The sequence below is a fragment of the Achromobacter sp. genome, assembly GCF_050285585.1.
Taxonomy (GTDB): Bacteria; Pseudomonadota; Gammaproteobacteria; order Burkholderiales; family Burkholderiaceae_B; genus Achromobacter.
On sequence record NZ_JBLZXF010000001.1, the window covers coordinates 630648 to 654466 of the forward strand.

Below are 23819 nucleotides of genomic sequence, written 5' to 3' on the forward strand. Positions count from 1 at the left end.
GCAAGGAGAGCGGCAATGAAAGCAACACGATGGCTAGGCGCGGCGCTGATGGCCGCCGGCAGCCTGGCGCTGATGGCCGGGGCGCATGCCCAGGGCGCGCCGGCCAAGGCCCAGGAATCCGGGAAGAAGCCCAACATTCTCGTCATATTCGGCGACGACATCGGTCAGGCGAACATCAGTACCTATACCAAGGGGGTAGTCGGCTACAAGACGCCGAACATCGACCGGATCGCCAACGAAGGGCTCACTTTCACCGACTACTACGCGGAAAACAGCTGCACGGCGGGCAGGTCCACCTTCATCACCGGCCAGGTCCCGCGCCGCACCGGGCTTTCGAAGGTCGGCATGCCCGGCGCGCCGGTCGGCCTGCAGGACCGCGACATCACGATTGCGCAGGCCTTGAAAGCCCACGGCTATCTGACGGCCCAGTTCGGCAAGAACCACCTTGGGGATCGCGACGAGTACCTGCCCACCAAACATGGCTTCGATGAGTTCTTCGGCAACCTGTACCACCTGAACGCCGAGGAAGAGCCGGAGCGCCCGTACTGGCCCAAGGACTCGACCGACCCCATCATCAAGAGCTACCAGCCGCGCGGCGTGATCAAGGCCAGCGCGGACGGCAAGATCCAGGACACCGGGGCCCTGACGGCCAAGCGCATGGAGACCATCGACGACGAAACGGTGGGCGCGGCGCTCGATTACCTGGACAAGCACGGCAAGGGGGACAAGCCGTTCTTCCTGTGGATGAACACCACCCGCATGCACGTGTTCACCCATATCCGTCCCGAGCACCAGGGCAAGAGCGGAATGCGGGGCAATGACTACGCCGACGGCATGTGGGAACATGACCAGGACGTGGGCAAATTGCTGAAGAAGCTGGACGATCTGGGCATCGCCGACAACACCATCGTCATCTACACCACCGACAACGGGCCCAATCAGTTCAGTTGGCCGGACGCGGCGACCACGGCGTTCCGCAACGAGAAGAACTCCAACTGGGAGGGGGCATACCGCGTGCCGGCCATGATCCGCTGGCCCGGCCATATTCCCGCCGGTGAAGTGAAGACGGGCATAGTCTCCGGCCTGGACTGGTTCCCCACGCTGCTCGCCGCCGTGGGCGACGCGGACGTCAAGGAGCGCTTGCTGAAAGGATGGACGCCCAATGGCGCAAGCAAGAGCTACAAGGTCCATCTGGATGGCTACAACCAGCTCGACTATCTGACGGGCAAGACGCCCGAAAGCGCGCGTGAGGACTTCTATTACTTCAACGACGACGGAATGCTGGTCGCGATGCGATACAAGGACTGGAAGGCGGTCTTTTGCGAACAGCAATCCCCGGGCGGCTTCGCGGTATGGAAGGATCCGTTCGTATGCCTGCGCGTGCCCAAGCTGTTCAACCTGAGAATGGACCCCTATGAACGCGCCGACGTGGTGTCCGACCAGTACTACGATTGGCTCGTCAAGAATGACTACCTGGTGCTTATCGCCTCCATGAAGGCGGCGCAGTTCCTGCAAACGTTCATCGACTACCCGCCCAGCCAGCGTCCCGCCTCGTTCAGCGTGGACCAGGTCCAGGCGGAGGTCGATCGCGCCATCGAAAAGCACTTCGAGGAATCGTCGAAAAAACAGGGCAAGTAGGGAAGGGGGCAACGGCCGGTACGCGGGCGCAGCTCGCGCCCGGCCGATAGCGTCCAGCCAACGAGAGCCTCGATCCGAGATGATACGAATGGCCTTGGTCATGGTACTGAGCGGCCTGCTGGCGCATGGCCTGGCGCGGGGCGAGCCGCTTTCGTTCACCGACGGCGACGATGGCGACTTCGACACCAGCGACTTCCTGCTCAAGCACCAGGGCGCCTTGCCGGTGCCGGTGATCATTACGGAGCCCGCCGTGGGATACGGCGGAGGGCTCATGCTGCTGTATTTTTCCGAGCCCGATGCCGGCGCCGATCGGCAGCGCCCGGCATCGGACGAGCGCAAGGCTCCGCCCAACATCACGGGCCTTGGCGGCCTGGCCACCGACAATGGCACGCGGGGCGGCGCGCTTTTCCATTTCCGCAGTTGGGACGCCGACCGCTACCGCTATCTCGGCGCCCTGGCGCAGGGGCGCGCGAACCTCGAGTACTACGGCGCCTTCAATCACGGGCGCAGCTACGAGGTGAAGGGCACTTTCCTGGTCCAGCAGCTCCTTGCGCGGATTGCCGACAGCCCCTGGTATGCCGGCCCGCGCTACACGTACTTCCGCTCGAACACCCGGTTCACGGGCGCCACCGCGAGCGAACTGTCGCAGGCGGAAATGGCCGGGCGCATCGGCAAGGCCGGGCTGGTGCTCGATTACGACACGCGCGACAACATGTTCTACCCCAACCGCGGCACCTATGCCGAACTGGAGGCGCAGTTCTCGCGCAGCTGGCTGGGCAGCGACCAGTCTTTCGAGAATTACCGCGCGCGCGGCTACACCTGGCAGCCGGTCGCGCCCCGCTGGACGCTGGGCTTGCGCGGCGACGGCCAGTTCACCCGCGGCACGGTGCCGTTCTATGCGCAGCCCTACGTCGACCTGCGCGGCGTATCGCGGGGCCGTTACCAGGACCGCGATGCGCTGACGCTGGAAGCCGAGCTGCGCTGGCATGCCACGCCGCGCTGGTCCATATTGGGATTCAGCGGAGTGGGCAAGGCGTATGGAAAGTGGAATTCGTTTTCCGAAGCGACGAACGTCGTCAGCGTGGGCGCGGGCTTCCGGTACCTGATCGCCCGCAAGCTGGGCTTGGCCGTGGGCGTGGACGTCGCCCACAGCAGGGACCAGAACGCCTTCTACATTCAGATCGGGAGCGCCTGGCGATGAATGACGGCTTGCCCCGGCCGCCGCCCGGCTCGACGAGCGTTTGCGCGTGCCCGAAGTTCTCCATTGGCGATAACGATGCATAGGGTGACCAAATGAATTACTCCCTTCTTCTTGCGGGACTGGCCGTCGCGTTCTTCTTGCTATTGCTGATGGCCATGCAGGCGGGGAAATGGCTGGGGCGGAATGCCGACGAAAAGAGCGGCTCGGGAGCCGCGGTCATCGAGGGCTCGGTTTTCGCGCTGCTGGGCCTGCTGGTGGCCTTCACCTTCTCCGGCGCGGCCCAGCGCATGGCGGAGCGCCGCGATCTGCTGGTCCAGGAAGTCAACGCCATCGGAACCGCGTGGCTGCGCATAGACATGGTGGAAGCGGGCATCCAGCCGCGCCTGCGCGACCAGTTCCGCCGCTATGTGGACGAGCGCATCAACTACTACCGCAACGTGGCGGACCTGGAACGGCGCGACGCGATCGCCGCCCATGTCGGAGCGCTGCAAAAGGAGATCTGGGCCACGTCGATGCAGGCCGCGCGCATCAGCGTGCCGCCTTTCGCCGCGTCGTACGTGGGCGCGGTCAACGAGATGTTCGACGTCGCCTCCGCCCAGAGCGTCGCGCAAAAGGTGCATCCTCCCATCGCGGCCTACGTCTTTCTGGGTTTCCTGACCCTGGTCGCGGCCGGCCTGGTCGGCTTGAACCTGGCCTCGTCCCGGCGCAACACCATGCTGCACCAGGTCGTATATGCCATCGTCATGACCGCGGCCCTCTATATCATCGTCGACTTCGAGTTCCCGCGGATCGGAACGATACGCATCGACCAGAGCGATGCCTTGCTGGTCTCCCAGCGGCAATCCATGGTTGACCCGGTTGGCGGGGGCAACTAGGAGGTCCCTATGGAAACGAGAGTCGTGGGGTTCAGGAAGAGGGCGTCCGCACGCATGGGCGCATGGGCGCTGGCCGCTGCCTGCGCGGCGCCGTCCGTGGCCTGGGGCCAGCAAGGCATCAGGCTCAGCAAGGACGACCTGCAAAAGCGCGCCAACGGCGTGCTGGCGCTGATGTCGTTTTCGATCGTTCCCGACATCACGACGAGCTCGCTGAACATCGGCGGCGGCGGCGGATCGACCACGGGGTCGACCGAGTTTTTCATGACCCAGCTGGGAGGCGGCGACACGATCTCCGATTCCGTCCCGATCTACCTGGAGGGCGTGCTGGCGGGCAGCCGCTACGACCCGACCTTCGTCGCCACGCAAGGTGCGGAAACGCGGCGCATACCGACCAAATGGAATAGTGTTTCAGCCACGGGCGGCATCGGCTGGGACTTCAAGCTGACCGACGAACTCAAGCTGCGCCCCATCTTCAACTTCGCGCTGGGCAATGTCACGAGCGATCTGCGCGCGGCCAGCTGGTACGTGGGGCAGCGCACCGGCAAGGACATCGACTTCCTGGACCGCGGCTCGCTCAATGCGTACGGGCTGGGCGGTTCGATCATGCTGGACTATGAACACTACCGGCCGGGCTACGAGGTGGATGTGGAACTGCGCTATTCCGACATCCGCCTCCAGAGTTTCGACAGCTCGGCGGCGGTAAGCGGCAATGCGGTCGCCCAGTCGGCCAATCTGTGGGCCCGCTATCGCGCGCCCACCGGCATCGTCATGCTGCAGCGGCCGCTGCGCTACGTGCTGGAGCTGACACACTCCGAATTCCTGGGCGACCAGAAGGGGATACTCGGTTTCGACCGCCTGACGTCCGTGGGCGCGGGCCTGGAGCTGGATTCAAGCGCCTACAACGTATTCATCACCCGGACCCGCCTGGTGGGGCGCTATGTCTTCGGCAACAATGTGTCCGGCTTCTCGGTGGGGCTGGCGGTGAGCTTTTGATGGCCGGCGCATCCGTCCCGTCAATGGCGGGCCCCCGCGCGGGCCAGCGTATCGCTCGGCAATTCGCCGAACGTTTTCCGGTAGTACGCGGAAAACCGCGACATATGCCGAAACCCCCATTTCATTGCGATCTCGGAAACCGTGGAGCCGGGACGGCAAGTCAGGAAATCGCGCAGCGCGCCGTTCAGCCGCGCCGTCATGAACCAGCGCCCCGGGGGCATTCCCACGCTGCGGCGAAAGATCATTTCAAGCGAACGCAAGGTGTAGCCGCTGCGCCGGGCCACGTCGCTGAGCGCAATATCGATCGCCTCGCCCGACAGGACCAACCGTTCGCAAGCGGCGATCAGATGGTAATGGCGCTGTTCGACCGCCATCTTCTCCGGCTTGCCTGCCGGACCTGCCGAGCAGAGCGCGTCGACATAGCCCGCCAACAGGGATGCGCAGACTTCCCGGGCGAGTTCCGGCGCCATGCCGCCGTCCGCCTGGAGACGCCGCGCAAGTTTCAGCGCATCGCTGGTGAGCGCAGTGAGGCCGAGGCGCCCTCCGGGGCGCAGGCGTATGGAATGGAAGGCGTGCCTGCGCAACCGCAGGGGCCGGCCCGTGCGCGCGATCGCGACCTCCTGAATGCGTGCTTCCGGCGCGGCGAAGTTCACCCAGCGCGAGTCGCCCCTGGCGTGGTACAGGAGTTCCATGCCGGCAGGGTAGATCTGTATCTCTTCGGCGTTGATCGCGGCAGTGTTGCATCGAGTCAGTTCGCCGCCCTCGGCCATGAATCCTATGCAGATGCCATCCCTCGGCATGGTGCCGTGGGCGATGACGGGAAACGCATAGCGCCCGGTTTCGAGCCGGACGTCGCCGAGGACGAGCCGCTGATGCTCCATCGTCGCGAGCCTGGACGACACGAGACGGTGCTCGAAGCTGCCTCCATACACCACATCGAAGGCCTGCAAAGGTTCGAGCCCCGAATAGAGGTGCTGCAAATAGACGGGCTGAACCGGCATTGCAAACTCCCGGAGATTTCGCTTTTCGGATAGCGCGCGGGCAAGCCTAGGGGCTATTTTCTTATCGCAACCACTCTAGCCTGGGTTGATTTATGACGGAAAACAACCGGCAGGTCAAGGCGCGCAAACGCTGCCTCGAACAGGAGGCCGAGCGCTTGCGCCGCCAGGAATTGCAGCGGTTGGTGATCGATATGCGCCGCAAGATCCGGGAGCACGGCATCACGCAGGAACAATTGTTCGGCCCCGATCTTTCCGACCTGGTGCGATACCGCCACCCGGAAACGGGGCAGACCTGGAACGGCCTGGGGCGGCCGCCGAACTGGATCCGGGGCGAGGACCGCAACCGATTCCTCGTGGAATAGGCGGGACCCTGGTTTCCTCGGAATCGCCAGCGCACCGCGGGCGATGGGCGCGCCGGCCCATGCCGGCAGGGTCCAGCTACTTGATCTGGTTGCGGACCTCATTCTTGCGGGCAATCTCGGCGTTGTGCTTGTCGAGCGCTGCCTGGTCCTGCGTCGAGGACGATTCGTCTTTGCAGCCCGAGAGAAGCGCGCCGGTTGCCACTAGCACGGCGCAGACCACGGCACGTTTGACGGACGCGGCACTGCCGGAATGGAATTGATGCTTCATATCGATGAGGTCTTGGAGTCTGGGGGGGTGAAGCGCGATACCGTGTCAACGACAGGAAGCGGGGGAACTTTAGAAACCGAAATCCTTTACTTTACATAATACACATTATGCGTATTTTGGATATCAAGGCGACCGGGCTATAAGCAGCCGGCGGGATCATCCCGGCCATGAAGCACGGGACCCCGCTCCGGCGCCGCCGAATTGAAGATGCCCGGCGTCTTCGTTATGACGCAATGGCACGGACAGTGTCGCAATCCTGTGTCGCGTGACACATCTTTTGCGCCTCCGTTCCTGCGTTCGCCCCGGGCGGATCTGGCTGGCACGGTCTTTGCATCTCCGTTCGTACACATCCCGCCAACCGAGTGGGAAGGTACAAGGAGACAGTCTTCATGAACATGCCCATTCCTGGCCTCAAGGAGGCCATGCGCAATGTGCCATCCACGGTCGCCCTGATCACCAGCCGCGATGCGGAAGGAACGCCGCACGGGATGGCCGCTTCCGCGGTGATTTCGGTCACCGTCGATCCGCCGGCCGTCCTGGTTGCCGTCAACCGCGCGGCGGGCATCCATCCCGTCCTGGAAATGAGCGGCCGGCTCTGCATCAATTTTCTGGCGAAGGACCAGGCTCACTTGCTGGATGCCTTTTCTCGTTCCGACCTGCGCGCAGAACGGTTCATCCAGCCTGACTGGCGCGATGTCCGCGGCGTTGGCGGGAAAGACCTCCCGTGGCTGCCCGCCGCGCGCGCGGTGCTGTTCACCGAGATCGACCAAACGCTGCCCTACGGCACGCACACGCTTTTCATCGCCCGGGTTCTGGAGGTGGTGCTGCCCTCGCCCGCCGCGACCGAAGACCATCCGCTGGTCTGGCTGGGCGGGCGCAGTGTTCCGCTGGCGATGCTCGGCGCTTGATTTCACCACGGCGGCCACCCGGGCCGCCCAAATACCTAAAGCAAAACAAGGAGAGTCGTCATGAAACTCGGCATGTTCGCAATGCCTCTGCACCCGCCCGGCCGCCCGATGGCCGAAACGCTTGAAGAAGATGCCGACAAGGTCGTGTACGCGGACCAACTGGGCTTCGACGAATTCTGGGTCGGCGAACATATGTCCTGCAGCACGGAACCGATATCGGCACCACTCATGTTTCTCGCTTCGCTGATCCACCGGACCAAGCGCATCAAGTTCGGTACCGGCGTCATTGCGCTCCCGAACCACCATCCGGCCGTCGTCGCCGCCGAAGTGGCTCTGTTCGATCATTTGAGCCGCGGGCGTCTCATGTTCGGCATCGGGCCGGGTGGCCTTGCAAGCGACATGGAGTTGTTCAAGGTCCTGGACGGGGAATACCGCAACGAGCGCATGATGGAGGCGATCGACACGATCCTGCAATTGTGGCGCCAGGATCCGCCCTACGATATCCAGGGCAAGCACTGGCAGATCTCGCTAAAGGACATGGTCATCCCCGAGCTCGGCGTGGGCCATATTGCCAAGCCCTATCAGCGGCCGCATCCCGAAATCACCATGACGGCCATGTCTCCGTACTCCGGCAGCGTCAAAGTGGCGGCGCAACGCGGTTTCGGCCCGATGAGCGCCAATTTTTGCCCGGAGTATGTGGTCAGAAGCCATTGGCAGAAGTATCAGGAGGGCTGCGAGCTGGCCAACCGCCCGGCGACCGGCGAAGACTGGCGCGTCTCGCGCAATATCCTCATCGCGCCGACGGACGCCGAGGCCCGTGACCGGGTGATGAATCCGGAAGGCAGCAACTATTACTACTTCGACTATCTCTGGCGTGTCCTCAAATCCGCCAACTACACCGCCGTCATGAAGGCGGATCCGAAACAGCCCGACGAGTCGGTGACGGTGGAAAGCCTGATCGAGAGCATGGTCATCTACGGTTCGCCGAAAGCCGTGACCGACAAGCTGTTGTCCTTCCGTCGGAACGTCGGTCCATTCCATGGCTTGCTGATGGCGTCCATGGACGGGGCCGGCGCAAATCGCGCCTGGGAATGGGAGACGATGTCGCGGCTGGCGTCGGAAGTCATGCCGGCGGTGCGCAAGGCTATCGCGCGTTAAGGCATGCGTGGCCCGGGCCCGGCGGGCGGCGCCTGCCGGGCCATCTTCTATACTCATCCGGACGAATTCTCTTCGGAGTTTTGCCATGAGCGCCCTCGTCTCCTCTCAGACGCCGCCCCGCCCGATGGACACCGCGCCGTTGATCCACGACTCATGGCAACGGTGTTACGAGCGTTACGGTCTGTCCCCTGAGCGCGTGCCCCGTCCCGATGTGCTCACGCAGGCAGAGCTCGATGCCGCCCGCGCGCCCACCGAGAACATGGAAACGCTCGCGCACGGCGAACTCGCCCGAATGCTGGGCCAGCTCGGAAGCCACGTGCAGCTGCTGATGCTGGCAGACGCCGGCGGGACTCTCATGCTGGTCCGCTCGGACCCCGCCTTGGACGACGTCTGCCGATCGGCGTTGATTCAACCCGGCGCGATGTTTTCCGAGTCTTCGCAGGGCACGAACGGCATCGGCTTGTGCATTCAGACGCGCATGCCCGTGTCCGTGGTGATGGAAGACCATTTCGCCCAGCGGCTGTCGGGACTGTCATGCACCGTCGCCCCGATCTTTGGCGAGCGCGGCGAACTCGCCGCCGTGCTGAACGTGACCTCATTACAGCCCTCGAACCGCATGGTGCATGAGATCGCGCGCCGCGTGGTGGAAGCGTCGGCCCGCCGCATCGAGAATCGCAGCTTCGATTTGCGGCACGCCGGCCGAGTGTTGGTGCGCCTTTCGGCCACTGGTGATTTCTGCGATCCGGCCGGCGAAGGCCGTCTTGCCCTGGACGATGCCGGGCGCGTGCTGGATGCCACGCCCTTCACCCTCGAGATGCTAGGCGCCGGCCCGCGCATCTTTGGCGAACGCCTGCCGGGCATGAATGAAATCGACGCCCTGCTTCGGATTGCGCAGAGCGATTCGCCCGTCATCGAGCGCGCTGGCCGGCGGCTCAGCATCCAGATCGACCACCGGGAACGCCGGCAGTCCACCTATCCGTTGGCCACCGGCGCGCCGACGGCTCCGGCGCCATTTCCAGCGGGCCGGAGCGCGGCGCCAACGATAGCCCAGATCGCGGGCGCCGATACCGACACGCAGGAACAGATGCGCATTGCGCAGCGGCTCTATGCCCGCGGGCTGCCCATTTTGCTGCAGGGAGACAGCGGCTCGGGAAAGTCGGCCTTGGCCCGCGCGCTTCATGAGGCCGGGCCACGCCGCGCGGGCGCATTCGTCTCGATCAATTGCGCCGCGATCCCGGCCGAACTCATCGAGAGCGAACTGTTCGGCTATCGCGCCGGCGCCTTCACCGGCGCCTCAAAGACCGGCGCCCGCGGGCGTATCCTCGAAGCGGACGGTGGCACCCTCTTTCTGGACGAGATCGGCGACATGCCACTGGCGTTGCAGAGCCGCTTTCTCCAGGTGCTCTCCGACAAGGAATTCGTTCCCGTGGGCGCGTCGCAACCGGTGCGGGTGGATTTCAATCTGATCGCGGCCAGCTTCCGCGACATCGAAGGCATGGTGCGCGACAAGACTTTCCGCGCCGACCTGCATTTCCGCATTCAGGGCGCGGCCGTATGGCTGCCCCCGCTGCGATCGCGCGATGATCTCAACGCGTTGATCGATCACGCATTCCGGGAGGCCGCGATGGCGGCGGACACGCCCTGCCCTCGCCTGTCGGCGGCCGCACGCGCCGCGCTGCTGCGCCACGGCTGGCCAGGCAACATTCGTGAATTGCACCATGTGGCGCGCTACGCGCTGGCGCTCTGCGATGCGGATGAGGTGTCACTCGACTGCTTGCCGCCCGCCTTCCGGTCTGGCGGGAACCGGGCAGCCAATCCGCAGGCGCGTTCGGAGTTGGACCTGACGGGCGTGTTGGCCCGCTTTGAATGGAATGTCACGCTAGCCGCTCATTGGCTGGGAATCTCACGCTCGACCCTGCATCGCCGGATGCGCGCGCAAGGAGTCCATCGCCCCGACTGATCCCTTGGTCCCGCCCGACGGCTCCCGCGCCACGCGGACCCTCCTGTCGATCCACCAGCGTTCAGTGATGCCGAATGGCGGTTACGCCCGCCTGGACAGGCTGAAGACCGATGCCGGCGGCAGATTCAGCGGAACGAATCCGATCCTGCGCGCCGACAGCCCGCAAGCGTCCAGCACGCCCGGCGAAATCGGGCAACGGACGCCGTAGGTGAACAGCTCCATCGAGCCGCCCTCGGCCATGGCGTCGAACACGGCGGTCAACAGCCGATGGTGGTGCGCCCCGCTCATGTTCCGCAAAGGCAGGCCGCAAATGGCCGCGCCGATGCCGTCCAGCTCGGGATGGCTGTCCCGGGACAGTTCCTGGGCCGAGACCTGGAGCACGGCGGCCTGGGGGAACTGCGTCCGGAGGCTGGAGCTCATCGCCTCGTCCTGCTCGACCAGGACGAGGCGCGACGGATCCACGCCTTTGCGCAGCATTTCGCGCGTGAAGACGCCCGTGCCGCAGCCCAGTTCGAGGACTTTGCCCGCATTGGACGGAATGGACGCCGTAATGGCCGCCGCCAGGGCCGGCCCGGATGGCGCCACGGCGCCGATGGCGGCGGGATTGGACAGGAGCGCCTTGACGAACTGCTTGCGCTCTTGCAGCCACGTCATGGGCTGATTGGATGAGGATTTATGCGCTGCGGATTGATATGACGACGAAGAATGCATCGGTCCCTTCTATCTCCAAGGCCTCGATACCCGCGCGCTCGGCCGCGCGCCGTGGTACAGGCTCGAACGCGCCGCCGGGTTGGCGGCGCCCACTGCTATCGAGACCTTAACTGGCGCGGGCGGGTGCGACCGGAAACCGTGCGTAAGCACCCTTGTCAATCGGACAACGGGACCGGCGGCAAGCGGAGGCCGCCCGCCGCCGCGGACAGCTTAGGTTGCAACTCCCCTACTTCCCCGCCGGCCGCAGCGTCAGCGTATCCGCCTTTTCGCTGTCGACCTTGGCCCGGCTGAACGCCATGGGGAAGTACTCCCCGGTTGCCCAGCCCTTGAGCAGGTTCTGGTAGTACGGGCTGCGCGGATCCGCGGACTGCCCCGGCACGTTCTGGACGCGCGAATTGTCCCAGTCGGCCACGTCGATCACCTGGCGGTAGGACGCCCCGCTGATCTGGCGGAAGTCCGTCTTGCGGAACGTGGCGCGATGCACGGTGTCGTTGTCGCCGCCGACCGGATAGCGCGGCGTGCCATAGGCCTTGGCGGTTTCCGCGGGCAGCAGGCTGGCCAGGCTGTGCTCGAACTGGATGTGGTGCAGCTTGCCCCACTGCCATTGCGCCGGATCCGAACCCAGCTTGGCGCGCAGTTTCTGCATGCCCTCGCCCAGCGCTTCCAGCAGCAGCGCGTCGCGGCCCTGCTCGGGCCTGGGGCCGAAGGCGGCGTCGGGCGCGGCCAGCTTTTCCAGGGTCTTGCGCGTGGACAGGTCGCCGAAGACGCTGCGGCCCGCGGCGGGAACGTAAAGATCGGACACCCGCCTGACCACTTCCGGCAGCCAGAATTCATAGACCGTGGCCGCCGTGCTCTCGGTGCCCACGCGGTAGTCCCAGCCTTTCAGAAGGCTCAGCGCCTGGCCCAGCGCCGGATCGGCCGAGTTCAGCGACTTGGCGTAGCCCGCCAGCGTGCGCGCCGGGATCGACAGGTTGTCGAACTGCAGCGCCTGCGAATTCTGCACCGTGAGCCCCTTGCCGTCGGCGATCACCTCCCGTATGCGCTGGACGCGATAGGGTTCGGCCCAGGTGCGCGCCGACATTTCCTTGTAGCGGAAGTCGGCGGGCAGGTTGTATTCGTTGGCGGTGGCGACATAGCCTTCGGCCGGGTTGTACACGCGCGGCAGTGCGTTGCCGGGCAGCACGCCGCGCCATTCGAAATCGCCGTTGCCGGGCACGGGCAGCATGCCGGACCAGTCGGCGCGCGGGCGTATCGGCGCGATGCTGCCGCCGAACCAGCCGATATTGCCGTCCACGTCGGCATAGACCATGTTTTCGCTGGGCGTGTAGTGCTTTTCCATTCCCGCCACGAACTCGTTCCAGTTCTGGGCCTGGTTCAGGCGCAGGCTGGCCAGGTAGGCGGCCGTCCCGGGGAACTCCAGATAAGCGGCGCGCAGCGCATAGGCCTTGTGCCGCACCGGATCCTCATGGATCACCGGGCCGTGGCGGGTGAATTTCAGCTGCCGGACCGCCGCCGCCTGGCCGCGCACCGGAATCGACTCGTCGACCTGGCGCATCTTTTCCCAGCCGCCCCGGTAACGGTATTCGTTGGCGTTGGCCGGATTGGTGTCGTAGACGTACAGGTCTTCCTCGTCGCCGAACGCGAAGATCGTCAAGCCGAACGCGATGCGGTCGTTGTGCCCCATGGAGACGCCCGGCAACGCGGGCTCGCCGGCGCCGATCACGTTCCAGCCCGGCGCGTTCAGGTGCACCATGTAGCGCAGCGACGGCATGGTGATCGAGCGGTGCGGGTCCCCCGCCAGTATCGGCTTGCCGGTGGCCGTATGCTGCCCGCCCATCGTCCAGTTGTTGCTTTCGTAGCGGGCCGCCATCGGGTCGAAGGCCGGGTCCATGGACGCCAGCAGGCCCGCCGACAGCGTGCTGGCCAGTTGCTCCTTCTGCGCCTCGGCCAGCGGGCTGCGCGGGAAATCCGCCGCCACGAACTTCTGGCCGTTGCGCGCCAGGGTGTAATTGGCCAGGATGGTGTTGTCCACCTGTTTCACGTCCAGGCCCGCCGGCACCTGCAAGGCCAGGGGCGGCTCGAAGGTGCTCAGGCCCTGGACCGTGTTCAATCCCAGCGTGGCGACCCGCTGCGCCATCCTCACTTCCTCGGTGAGGTTGCGCGTCAGGCCGTAGATCCGGATCAGGGAGGTTTCGGGGCTCCAGTAGCCGGGCTGGGTGCCGGTCAGCTTGAACTCCGGCGGCATCTGGTCGGGATGCGCCTTGACCCAATCGACGTAGGCGTTGATGCCCGCGGCGAACGAGGTCAGGATCGCCTTGCCCTGCGGGTGGTAGCTGGCGAACTCCGCCTGCATGTCGCCCCGGTACAGGAAGAGGCGCGCCGCGCGGTCCTGCTCCACGAAGCGCGGGCCGAACTGCTCGGCCATCTTGCCCTCGCCCTGGCGGCGCCACAGATCCAGCTGCCACAGCCGGTCGCGCGCGGCGCTGAAGCCCTGCGCAAAGAACAGGTCTTCCTGGTTCTGCGCATAGATATGCGATACCCCGTGCCGGTCGCGCACGATCTCCACCGGCTGCGACAGCCCGGTCATGTCGATCGTTTCTTTCTTGCTTCCCGGCGCGGCGCAGCCCGCCAGCAACGCCATCAATCCGCTCGCCAGCAATGCGGCGGCCCTGCGATTGAACGTACGCATGACTCCTCCTCCGATTTATTTGTCTTCTATCGCCGCCGGTCTTGAGGCGCCATGCTGCCGGACGCCGCCGTAAGCAATGCGTACAACTAAATCAATTGTGCTGCAAAAGCTGTTTTATTTGATGAAAGTTGGCAGCATGTGTAACCTGCCGCCGAGTGAGCCGCCCGCGCGGCTCACCCGGCGTTACAAAACGCCGGACGCGGCGCCCGACGGCCGACGCTCGACGATGGCCGGAGGCTCGTGCGCCCGCACGCGCGGCGCCCGGCCCGCATAGCGCTCCACCTGCACCGCCGTCAATTGGCCGGCGCAGCCTTGCGCCAAGGACGAGGTTCCCACGTCGCGCGTCAGCACGTTGGGGTTGCCGTGCACGCAAAGCGGATGCTCGGCCTCGGCGTCGTCCGGGTCGTACCAGGCGCCCGTAGGCAGTTGCACCACGCCGGGACGGATGCCGTCGGTCAGGCGCGCGGCCGCGAGGCAGGCGCCGCGCGCATTGAAGAGGCGCACCACGTCGCCGTCGGCGATGCCGCGGGCGGCAGCGTCTTGCGGATGCAGGGAGCACACTTCTCTGCCCTCCTGCTTCTGCGACATGCTGTGCGCGCCGAAATCGAGCTGGCTATGCAGGCGGCTGGCCGGCTGGTTGGCGACCAGACACAAGGGGTGTTCCGGCGTGGGCGCGTCCGCCGGCGGCAACCAGGCGGGATGGCCCGGGCAGTCGGCGTAGCCGAAGCCGGCCACCGCCGGCGAACTGATCTGCACCTTGCCGCTGGGCGTGGGCAGGGGTTTGCCGGCCGGATCGTCGCGGAAGGCGCGCAGGATGCCGCCATCGTCGTCCTGCTGCGGCAGGACCAGTTCGCCCCGCGCCCAGAATTCGTCGAAATCCGGCGCGTCCAGGCCGCGCTCCTGCAGCGCCACGCGAGTCTTCTCGTACAGGTGGAGCAGCCATTCGCGGCTGCTGCGGCCTTCGGTGAAGGCTTCGCGCGCGCCCAGCCGGGCCGACAGGTCGGCAAAGATGTCGTAGTCGTCGCGCGCCAGCCCGTTGGGCTCGGCCAGGCGGTGCATGGCCACCATCAGCGGGTCCGTGGGCGCGCCCCCGATGTCTTCGCGCTCCAGCGTCATCGTGCAGGGCAGCACGATATCCGCATGGCGGGCCGTGGCGGTCCAGCCGATTTCGTGCACCACGAAGGTGTCCAGGGTGGCGAAGGCGCGCCTCAGGCGGGCCAGGTCCTGGTGGTGGTGGAAGGGATTGCCGCCCGCCCAATAGGCCAGCCGGATATGCGGATACGGCATGCGCTTGCCGTTGTAATCGAAGGGTTCGCCGGGGCGCAGCAGCATGTCCGCGATCCGCGCCACCGGGATGAACGCCTTCACGCCGTTCACACCCTGCGGCAGCGAGGCGACCGGCACGGCGTTGCTGCGCTTGCCATAGTGCGCCAGCGTGCCCAACGCGTAGGCATAGCCGCCGCCCGGCAGGCCCAGTTGCCCCAGCGCGGCCGCCAGCACCGCCCCCATCCAGACCGGCTGCTCCCCATGTTCGGCGCGTTGCAGCGAATGCGCCACAGTGACCAGCACCCGCTTGCCCGCAAGGCTGCGGGCAGTGTCGGCGATCCAGTCGGCGGGTGCGCCGCATAGGGGCGCCGCCCAGGCCGGCGTCTTGGGCTGGCCGTCCCGGCGGCCCAGCAGATAGTCTTCGAAGACGTCCCAGCCCTCGCAGAACTCGGCGAGGAAGGCCCGGTCGTGCAGGCCGTTGGCGACCAGTTCGTGGACCAGCGCGAGCATCAGCGCCACGTCGGTCCCGGGCACGGCCGGCACCCATTCGGCCCGGGCGTCGTCCGGAAAGTCCGAGGCCAGCGGGCTGATGCTGATGAAGCGGCAGCCGCGCGCCGCCGCTTGGCGCATCGAATCGCGCTCGATGTGCCGGCTGATCCCGCCGCTGGCCACGCGCGAGTTCTTCAGCGCCATGCCGCCGAACGCCAGCACCACGTCCGTGTGTTCGACGATCTGCTCCCAGGTCACGTTGCGGCGCGCCACGTCGTCCATGCTGCCCAGGATGTGCGGCAGGATCACGGCGGAGGCGCCGGCGCTGTAGCTATTGACCGAACGCACATAGCCGCCCAGGGCCGTATTCAGGAACCGGTGCACCTGGCTTTGCGCATGATGGAAGCGCCCCGCGCTGGACCAGCCGTAGGATCCACCGAACACCGCCTCGGGCCCGTGCCGTTCCTTGACCCGCGCCAGCTCGCGCGCCAGCAGGTCCAGCGCTTCGTCCCATTCCATGCGCACGTAGCCGTCGCGTCCGCGGCGCGCGTCCGGGCCCGGGCCGCGTTCCAGCCAGCCGCGCCGCACCATGGGCGCGGTGACCCGGACCGGATGGTCCAGGGCGTTGGTGAAGTTGTCGATCAGCGGGTTGGGATCCGGGTCGTCGGGATGCGGCTGGACGTCCAGGACGCCGTGCTTCCAGGCGGCGGAGAACACGCCCCAATGGGCGCTGTGAGGCTTGCGGCCGGTGTCGGGCCGCGAGGAAATGGCGGTGTCGCGATTCATGTTGCTAGGCGTCGGGACCCGTGGCGACCGGCGCGCCCGGCTGGGCGCTCCATTCGCTCCACGAGCCGGGGTACAGGGCCGCGCCGGCCAGGCCGGCGATCTCCATGGCGAGCAGATTGTGGCAAGCCGTGACGCCCGAGCCGCACTGGTTGACCACGGCGTCGGGCGCGCGGCCGTCCATGCGCTCCGTGAACGCCTGGCGCAATTGCTCTGCGGGCAGGAAACGTCCGTCGGTGCCCAGGTTGTCGCGGAAGAACCGGTTGCGCGCGCCCGGAATATGGCCGCCCACCTTGTCCAGCGTTTCGTTCTCGCCGCGGTAGCGGTCGGGCGCGCGGGCGTCCAGCACCACACGGCCGCCCGACTCCAGGGCCTCGCGCATTTCGGCATAGGTCAGCGTGCGCTGGCGGCCGGCGCGCGCCGCAAGGTCGCCGGGCGCGCGCGACGCCGGCGGTTCCGTGGACAGCGCCTGGCCGGCGGCCTTCCAGGCGCCTGTGCCTCCGTCCAGCACGGCCACGGCATCGTGACCGATCCAGCGCAACAGCCACCACAGGCGGGCGGCAAACATGCCGCCGGCGTTGTCGTAGGCGACGATCTGCGTGTCGCGGTTGGCGCCCAGCGCCGCCAGCGCTGCCGCGAATGCCTCGCGGTCCGGCAGCGGGTGGCGTCCGTTCATGCCGGTCTTGGGACCGCTGAGCGTCTCGTCCAGGTGCACGTAGGCCGCGCCGGGAATGTGGCCGGCCTCGTACTGGCGCCGTCCCGCTTCGGGATCGGCCAGGTCGAACCCGCAGTCCAGGACCAGCACGCCGTCCTGCCCCGGACCCGCCAGCGCGCGGGCGAGGTGCTCCGCATCGATCAACGTGGTGTACATGAGCGCCCTCCCCTCAAGCCTGTGAAGCCGACAGCGCGTCCATCGCGCGCAGCGAATAGACATAGGCGGCCCCGGCGTTCAGCGCGATGGCGGTGGCCAGCGCTTCGCTCAGTTCGGCTTCGGTCACGCCGGCCTTGCGGGCGGCGTCGGCATGCGCCGCGATGCAGCCGTCGCAGCGCGTCGTGACGGCCACGGCCAGCGCGATGAGTTCTCGCGTCTTGGCGTCCAGCGTGCCGGTGGCGCCTTGCGCCTGGTTCAGCGCGCGGAACGCGCTCAGCAGTTGCGGGTTGTGCTTGCCCAGTTGCTCGCCGGCCTTGCGGTTGTTGGCGAGCGTCTCGGTCCAGTTCTGCAGCATGAGGAAATCTCCGGGAATGTCGGGAAAAGGAAGGACTTGCTACTGGCCGATCTGCTTCAGCAGGCCGGGCGTGGCGGCTTTGCGGTAGTTGGCGATGTCTTCCACAATGTACTGCCTGAACTGGTCCAGCGGCAGGTCGCGCTCCATCGCGGCGTCCTTGCGGATGGTGTTCTGCACGGCCGGATCCTTCAGCGCACGGGACAGGTTGTCGGACAGCACCTTCAGCACTTCGGGCGGCGTGCCGGCCGGCGCGGCCAGCCCATACCACTGCGTCATGGTCATGTCGATGCCCAGCTCCTTGAAGGTCGGCACGTCCGGCAGCACGGGGCTGCGCTGGCTGCCCGTCAGGGCCAGCACGCGCAACTGCCCTTGCTGCACCTGCGGCACCAGCGGCGAAGCGGTGGCGAAGAACATGTCCACCTGCCCGCCTATCATGTCCGTGATGGCGGGGCCGGACCCTTTGTAGGGCACATGCAGCAACTTCAGGTGCCCCAGCTCTTTGATGGTTTCCATGCCGATATGGGCGGCCGCCCCGGTACCGGTCGAAGCGAAGGTCATCTCCTTTTTCCGGGACGCGTCGATCACTTCCTGCGCCGTCTTGAAGCGCGACTGGCTCGCCACGAACAGGCCATGCGGCGCTTCCAGGATGAGCCCCACCGGCGCGAAATCGTCCGGCACCTTGTACGGCAGGGTCTTCGGCTTGAGCGCCGGCGACACCGCCAGGTTGCCGCTCATGGCCAGCAGCACCGTATAGCCGTCGGGCGCGGCCTTGGCGACCAGGCCGGCCGCGATGTTGCCGCCGGCCCCCGGCCGGTTCTCGACGATGACGGTCTGGCCGATGGTCTTGCCCATGGCCGTCGCGATCAGCCGTCCGTACAGGTCGCCTCCGCCGCCCGGGGGAAAACCGACCACCAGCGTGATGGGACGCTCGGGATAGGCGGCGCTGGCGGCGCCGCCGGCCAGGCCGGCCATGGCCAGCACCGCAGCCAGGGTGGCGCGCAGGGCGCGGCGCCTGCCGCGAGGGCGAGAGAAAGCAATGCGCATGGTGTTTGTCTCCTGTCGTTTTTCGTATGCCAGCCGTCGCCCTCAGGCGCCCAGCCAGGCGGCTCGCTGCGCTTGCACCACCCGGTCGACCGAGGCGGCGCACTGCCCCAGGTAGCCCGCCGGATCGGTCAGGCGCTGGATCTCGTCTTCGCCCAGCAGGCTGGCCAGGTCCTTGTGCTGCCGCAGCGCCTGGGCGAAATCGAGTTTGTGGGTGATGCCGTGCATGGACGCTTCATAGATCCATTCGTGCGCGGTCTGCTTGCCCACGCGGTCCGACAGTTCCAGCATCACGTGTTCGGACAGCAGATAGCCGCGCATGCGGTCCAGGTTCTGCGCCATGGCCCCGGCATCCACCCTCAGGCCGGCCAGCAGGTTCTTCGCCTGGAAGAGCATGGCGCCGGCGATCAGGCAGCATTCGGGCAGCGCCTTCCATTCGATCTTCCAGGCGATGCCGTCGCGCTCGCCTTCCTGCACCATGCCTTCCAGCATCAGCGCGGCGCTGGCGCGCAGCGGCCTGCACAGGCCCGCCAGGTTCTCGGCCGAAGTCGGGTTGCGCTTGTGCGGCATGGTCGATGAACCCAGCTTGCCCGCCGAGAACGCCTCTTCCACCTCGGCGAATTCATTCCGCTGCATATTGAAAAGCTCGTTGCCGATCTTGGACAGGGTGGCGCCCAGCATTGCCAGCAGCAGCGCGTATTCCGTGAAGCGGTCGCGCGCGGGCGCCCAACTGATGGACGGCGCGGCCAGCCCGAGCTTGACGAGCGTGCGCCGCTCCACCTCGTCGGCCTGTTCGCCCAACGACGCCTGGCTGCCGACGGCGCCCGCCACCATGCCCACCAGCACGCGCGGCTCGCACTCCTTCAGGCGCTCGCGATGGCGCGACAGCTCGTCCAGCCACACGGCGCACTTGTGGCCGAAGGTGATGGGCAAGGCCTGCACCCCATGGGTGCGCCCCGCCATGGGCGTGTCCCGATGCGCCTGGGCCAGCCGCGCCAGCTCCTGGCCGACGGCCGCCACGTCGCGCAGGATCACGGCGTGCACCTCCTTGAGCTGCAGCGCGACGCCGGTGTCGACCACGTCCTGGGTCGTGGCGCCGTAGTGCAGCCATTCGCCGTGGTCTTCGCCGCAGCGCGCCTGCAATTGCTTGAGCGCCGGCACCAGCGAATGCTTGATGCGGCGGATTTCCGCCGACATCTGGGCGATGTCGATGTTGCCGGCCTGCGCCTGGGCGCGGATTTCGCGGGCCGCCTCAGCGGGGATGAGGCCGAGCTCGGCCTGCGCTTCGGCCAGCGCCGCCTCGAAATCCAGCCATTTCTGGATGCGGTTTTCCTCGGAGAAGATGGCGCGCAGCTCATCGGTGCTCCACAGGTGCTGGAGCGATTGCATATCGAAAACGGAAACGGACATGAGGCGAAATCCTGGATGATTAGGAAGGCTGGCGGACGGGACGCGGCAACAGGCGGCCCGGGTTGAAAGTGCCGCGGGGATCCAGCGCCTGCTTGATGCGCTGCATGACGTCCACGGATACCGCGGGTTTGAATTGCAGGAAGGCCTGCTGCTTGAGCCGGCCGACGCCGTGCTCGGCGGAGATCGATCCCCCCAGGCGCGCGGCCACGCCATGCACCACGTCGTGCACCGCGTCCTCCCGCGCCCGGAACGCGGCGTCGTCCATGCCGGCCGGCTTGCTCTGGTTGTAATGAAGGTTGCCGTCGCCCACGTGTCCGAAGCACACGATCCGGATGCCGGGCATCAAGGCCTCCAGCTCCGCGCCAGCGGCGGCGATGAATTCGGGAATGCGCGACACCGCGACGGAAATGTCGTGCTTGATGGACGGGCCGTCCAACCGCTGGGCCTGCGGCACGTGCTCGCGCAGCGCCCAAAGTTCGTGCGCCTGGCGGCCGGACGCCGCGATCGCCGCATCCATCACCGCGCCCGCCTCCATGGCGGCTTCCAGCACGGCATGCACCGCGGGCTCGGGATCCATCTGCGCCGAGGTTTCCGAGACGTCGAACAGCACCGACCAGGGCGTATCCAGGCTCAGCGGATTGCGCATGCCGTCCAGCGGATGCGCCAGCACCTGGACCAGCGTCTGGCGACCAATGAGCTCGAAGGCGGTGACGCGCTCGCCCACGGCGCCGGTCAGGCGCGCCAGCAGATCCACCGCCGCCTGCGGCGTGGGCACCGCGACCCAGGCGGTGACCACTTTGGCGGGCTGCGCGCACAGCTTGAACGACGCCGCCGTGACCACGCCCAGCGTCCCTTCCGCGCCGATGAATAACTGCTTGAGGTCGTAGCCGGTGTTGTCCTTGCGCAGCGTGCCCAACTGGTCCAGCACGCTGCCGTCGGCCAGCACCACTTCCAGGCCCAGCGTCAGGTCGCGCGTATTGCCGTAGCGCAGCACCTGCTCGCCGCCGGCGTTGGTGGATACCACGCCGCCTACCGTGGCGCTGCCTTCGGACGCCAGGGACAAGGCGAACAGCCTGCCCGCGGCGGCGGCCGCCTGCTGCGCAGCCAGGACCGTGCAGCCCGCCTCCAGCGTGATGCTGTTGTCCAACGCGTCCACGCGCCGCACCGCCGTCATGCGATCCAGGCTGAGCACCAGTTCGCGGCCCGAGGCGTCCGGCGTGGATCCGCCGACCAGCCCGGTATTGCCGCCCTGCGGCACCACCGCCACGCCGTGGCGCGCGCACAGCGCCACCACGCCCGACACCTGCTCCGTGCAGGCAGGACGCACCACGGCGCGCGCGGCGCCGGGGAAATTGCGGCGCCAGTCCGCCGTGTAGCGGGCGGTGTCCGCCTCCCCGGTCAAGACGTGATCCTGGCCGACGATCGCGGCCAGCGCCGCCGGGAATGCATCGATCTGATTGGGCATAATGCGGTGGATCACGCGGCCGGGCCCTGAACCCGGTCTGCGCAACGCTGGTCTCCTGGTGGATGAAGGCGGAAGTCCCTGGTCCGGCAGCCGCCTTTCATTTCATTGATTAAAATATGTTTTATTGATCGAAACTATAAGGAAGCATAGGAAACCGTGTCAAGCGAGAAATCCCCTAAGCCGCCCGCCGGCGTGCTCGAACGCGGCATCTCCATCCTGGAGTGCTTCAGCGAGGACAGCCTGCGCCTGTCATTGCGCGACCTGGCCGACCGCACCGGGCTGGACAAAGCCACCCTGCTGCGCCTGCTGGGCGTGTTCACCAAAGCGCGCATGATTCATCGCTACGACAGCAGCACTTACGCGCTGGGACCGGCGCTCCTGCATATGGGCATGCTGTATCGCGACACCTTCGACCTCGGTTCGCGCCTGCAGCCGGTGCTGCGCAATGTCATGGAGCAGACCGGCGAAACCGTGGCCGTGTACGTGCGCAGCGGCGACGACCGCATCTGCCTGTACCGCGAGAACACCTCAAAGGAAGTGCGCCATCATGTGGAAGTGGGCAAGCGGATCAGCCTGAAGGACGGCGGCTCGTCGGCGCACGTGCTGCGCGCCTTCACCGGCGGTTCGACGCCGCTGGAACGCGACATCCATGAAAAAGGCTATGCCATGACCCGCTCGGAGCGGGTGGCCGAGATGGCGTCCGTGGCGGTTCCGGTCTTCGATGGCGACGACACCTTCGTCGGCGCCCTGGTGGTGCTGGGCCTGGCCTCGCGCCACAACGAGGCCGCGCAGCGCAAGGCGGTGGAGATCGCCCGCCACGAACTCGCGCAGCAGGGGTTTCGCAGCACTCCGCCCGCGGCCTGGACGCCGAAGGCCTGTCCCTGAGGCTGCGGCCCGCCCTCTCCTACTTTCCCGCGGGGCCGAACAGCGCGGGCGGCGGCGCGCAGGCCTCGCCATCCAGCCCCGCGTCGGTGAAGCGTTCGCACCAGGCCACGATCGCCGCGGCCGAGGCGTCGTCCATCATGGGCGCGAAGGCGCGCATGCGCGCCTGCAGCGCGTCCCAGGTGTAGGGGTCTTCCGGATCGCCCCGGCGCAGCTTCCTCAGCGTCTCGAGCTTGCGGCCGTTCTTGAGCGTCAGCGTGACCCGACAGGGCCGCAGCCGCGGGAACTCGCGCTGGAACTCCTCGCTGGTCCGCACCGTGATGCGACGCGCCATGGCCAGCAGTTCATCGTCCTGCAGGTCGGGCGCCTCCATGTCCTCGATGCCCAGCTTGCCGGACAGCAGCAGGCGCGCGGCCACGTAGCGCAGGCTGAAGCAGGTTTCTGCCGGCCTGGCGGGCCAGTCCACGCCCGCGATCTTGAGCGCGTGCGTGAAGATCTCCACGTCCACCGACTCGATTGCGTCCGGCGCCGTGCCGTGGGCGTCCAGCAGGTCGCGGATCGCGTCTAGCGGCGTGAATAGCTGGGCGCAACAAGGCCAGGCCTTGATGGTGGCGGTATTCAGCCGTTCCGGCGCGTCCGGGCCGCCGTCCAGCGCGTCCAGCGGGCCGTCTCCGCCCAGCAACCGGTACAGCCCGCGTCCCCCCGTAACATAGCGGCGCGCCCCGGGCAGGCCGGCGCGCGCCGCATAGGCCGCCGCCATCCCGTTGCGCACGGCGAAGGCCGGATGCAGCGACTTGGCTTCATGCGCACCGTCGTCCACCAATTGCCACAAGCCCGCGGCCTGCGTGGCGCCGATGCCCAGCGCGTGATGCAGTTGCCCGGATTGCAGGCCCAGCGCCACGCCCGCGGCCGCTGCCGCGCCGGTGGCGCCCGCCGTCGCGGTGGCATGGAAGCCGGCCGCATGCCCCGCGCCCAAGGCCTCGCCTACCCGCAAGCACACTTCATAGCCGGCGATGACCGCGTCGGCGACCTGACGCTGGGTCGATGCGCCGGCTGCCGCCAGGGCCAGCACCGGCGTGATGGACACCACGCCCGGATGCAGCATGGCGGCGCGATGCGCGTCGTCGATCTCGCGGATATGCGCGATGGCGGCATTGGCGAAGGCGGCGCCGTTGGCGTTCATGGCTGCATGGCCGAACACCGGCGCCGCGCCGCGGCCGGGGTGGCAGTCTTCGGCCACGCGACGGTACCGGTCCGCCGCGACGGTCTGGCTAGCGGACCAGCCCGCCGTGAACCAGTCCAGCAAGGCCTGGGCCAGCCGCTCGCGGGTGCTCGGGACGATGGCCTGCCGGCGCAGGCGGGAAAGAACGTCGACAAGTGTGCCTTCAGGGGAATCGTTCATGATCGGTAATTTCATTCATTAAACTAAATTTTAATTAATGAAACTCTACACCAATCATTCCAACGAGGTAAATCGCGCCGGCGGCGCGCGC

At 66.9% G+C, this 23819-nt stretch carries 20 protein-coding genes; 9 read left to right on the top strand and 11 right to left on the bottom strand.

What is annotated here, in order from left to right:
• The first annotated feature begins 15 nt into the window (after window positions 1–15).
• The 4 genes from ACN6PJ_RS02935 (at window position 16) to ACN6PJ_RS02950 (ending at window position 4707) form a co-directional block, all read left to right on the top strand.
• Window positions 16–1638, top strand: a complete 1623-nt coding sequence (locus ACN6PJ_RS02935; RefSeq protein ID WP_427994398.1) for an arylsulfatase — start codon at window positions 16–18, stop codon at window positions 1636–1638.
• 88 nt (window positions 1639–1726) lie between these two features.
• Window positions 1727–2839 (top strand): BamA/TamA family outer membrane protein, encoded by a 1113-nt coding sequence (locus tag ACN6PJ_RS02940; protein WP_427994399.1) that lies wholly within the window; start codon window positions 1727–1729, stop codon window positions 2837–2839.
• Window positions 2840–2931: 92 nt separating this feature from the next.
• Window positions 2932–3714: a hypothetical protein gene (locus ACN6PJ_RS02945; protein ID WP_427994400.1), complete on the top strand. Its 783-nt coding sequence runs from the start codon at window positions 2932–2934 to the stop codon at window positions 3712–3714.
• Window positions 3715–3723: 9 nt separating this feature from the next.
• Complete coding sequence (locus ACN6PJ_RS02950; protein ID WP_427994401.1) at window positions 3724–4707, top strand: hypothetical protein; 984 nt, start codon at window positions 3724–3726, stop codon at window positions 4705–4707.
• Between the two features lie 20 nt (window positions 4708–4727).
• Here the strand turns inward: ACN6PJ_RS02950 and ACN6PJ_RS02955 are convergent, their stop codons facing one another.
• Window positions 4728–5708: a helix-turn-helix transcriptional regulator gene (locus ACN6PJ_RS02955; protein ID WP_427994402.1), complete on the bottom strand. Its 981-nt coding sequence runs from the start codon at window positions 5706–5708 to the stop codon at window positions 4728–4730.
• A 92-nt stretch (window positions 5709–5800) separates the two neighbouring features.
• Between ACN6PJ_RS02955 and ACN6PJ_RS02960 the strand changes: the two genes are divergently transcribed.
• Window positions 5801–6070, top strand: coding sequence for an H-NS histone family protein (locus ACN6PJ_RS02960; RefSeq protein WP_427994403.1), 270 nt, complete (start codon window positions 5801–5803; stop codon window positions 6068–6070).
• A gap of 76 nt (window positions 6071–6146) precedes the next feature.
• Here ACN6PJ_RS02960 and ACN6PJ_RS02965 read toward each other — a convergent pair whose 3' ends face one another.
• Window positions 6147–6338: a hypothetical protein gene (locus ACN6PJ_RS02965; protein WP_427994404.1), complete on the bottom strand. Its 192-nt coding sequence runs from the start codon at window positions 6336–6338 to the stop codon at window positions 6147–6149.
• A gap of 389 nt (window positions 6339–6727) precedes the next feature.
• On the opposite strand from ACN6PJ_RS02965, the gene ACN6PJ_RS02970 reads away from it, so the two are divergent.
• From ACN6PJ_RS02970 to ACN6PJ_RS02980, 3 genes are all read left to right on the top strand, one after another.
• The gene (locus ACN6PJ_RS02970; RefSeq protein ID WP_427994405.1) at window positions 6728–7246 is read left to right on the top strand and encodes a flavin reductase family protein; all 519 of its coding nucleotides are present in this window, start codon (window positions 6728–6730) and stop codon (window positions 7244–7246) included.
• Window positions 7247–7306: 60 nt separating this feature from the next.
• Complete coding sequence (locus tag ACN6PJ_RS02975) at window positions 7307–8404, top strand: LLM class flavin-dependent oxidoreductase (protein WP_427994406.1); 1098 nt, start codon at window positions 7307–7309, stop codon at window positions 8402–8404.
• An 85-nt stretch (window positions 8405–8489) separates the two neighbouring features.
• Complete coding sequence (locus ACN6PJ_RS02980) at window positions 8490–10364, top strand: sigma-54-dependent Fis family transcriptional regulator (RefSeq protein WP_427994407.1); 1875 nt, start codon at window positions 8490–8492, stop codon at window positions 10362–10364.
• Window positions 10365–10445: 81 nt separating this feature from the next.
• On the opposite strand, the gene ACN6PJ_RS02985 is transcribed toward ACN6PJ_RS02980, so the two are convergent.
• The 8 genes from ACN6PJ_RS02985 to ACN6PJ_RS03020 all read right to left on the bottom strand — a co-directional run bounded on the left by ACN6PJ_RS02985 (window position 10446) and on the right by ACN6PJ_RS03020 (window position 21444).
• Window positions 10446–11018, bottom strand: a complete 573-nt coding sequence (locus tag ACN6PJ_RS02985; protein ID WP_427994408.1) for a class I SAM-dependent methyltransferase — start codon at window positions 11016–11018, stop codon at window positions 10446–10448.
• 283 nt (window positions 11019–11301) lie between these two features.
• The gene (locus ACN6PJ_RS02990; protein ID WP_427994466.1) at window positions 11302–13716 is read right to left on the bottom strand and encodes a penicillin acylase family protein; all 2415 of its coding nucleotides are present in this window, start codon (window positions 13714–13716) and stop codon (window positions 11302–11304) included.
• A 231-nt stretch (window positions 13717–13947) separates the two neighbouring features.
• Entirely contained in the window at window positions 13948–16305 is a 2358-nt protein-coding gene (locus ACN6PJ_RS02995) for a molybdopterin-dependent oxidoreductase (RefSeq protein WP_427994409.1), read from the bottom strand.
• A 4-nt stretch (window positions 16306–16309) separates the two neighbouring features.
• Window positions 16310–17173: a sulfurtransferase gene (locus ACN6PJ_RS03000; protein ID WP_427994410.1), complete on the bottom strand. Its 864-nt coding sequence runs from the start codon at window positions 17171–17173 to the stop codon at window positions 16310–16312.
• A 13-nt stretch (window positions 17174–17186) separates the two neighbouring features.
• Complete coding sequence (locus tag ACN6PJ_RS03005) at window positions 17187–17528, bottom strand: carboxymuconolactone decarboxylase family protein (RefSeq protein ID WP_427994411.1); 342 nt, start codon at window positions 17526–17528, stop codon at window positions 17187–17189.
• Window positions 17529–17567: 39 nt separating this feature from the next.
• Entirely contained in the window at window positions 17568–18572 is a 1005-nt protein-coding gene (locus tag ACN6PJ_RS03010) for a Bug family tripartite tricarboxylate transporter substrate binding protein (RefSeq protein WP_427994412.1), read from the bottom strand.
• A gap of 42 nt (window positions 18573–18614) precedes the next feature.
• Entirely contained in the window at window positions 18615–19979 is a 1365-nt protein-coding gene (purB, locus tag ACN6PJ_RS03015) for an adenylosuccinate lyase (protein WP_427994413.1), read from the bottom strand.
• Between the two features lie 19 nt (window positions 19980–19998).
• Window positions 19999–21444 carry an FAD-binding oxidoreductase gene (locus tag ACN6PJ_RS03020; protein ID WP_427994467.1) on the bottom strand — a complete coding sequence of 482 codons (1446 nt, stop codon included), beginning with the start codon at window positions 21442–21444 and terminating at the stop codon, window positions 19999–20001.
• Window positions 21445–21600: 156 nt separating this feature from the next.
• Here ACN6PJ_RS03020 and ACN6PJ_RS03025 point away from each other — a divergent pair, with 156 nt between their 5' ends.
• Window positions 21601–22329, top strand: a complete 729-nt coding sequence (locus ACN6PJ_RS03025; RefSeq protein ID WP_427994414.1) for an IclR family transcriptional regulator — start codon at window positions 21601–21603, stop codon at window positions 22327–22329.
• A 19-nt stretch (window positions 22330–22348) separates the two neighbouring features.
• Here ACN6PJ_RS03025 and ACN6PJ_RS03030 read toward each other — a convergent pair whose 3' ends face one another.
• Entirely contained in the window at window positions 22349–23728 is a 1380-nt protein-coding gene (locus ACN6PJ_RS03030; RefSeq protein WP_427994415.1) for an MmgE/PrpD family protein, read from the bottom strand.
• Window positions 23729–23819: the final 91 nt, after the last annotated feature.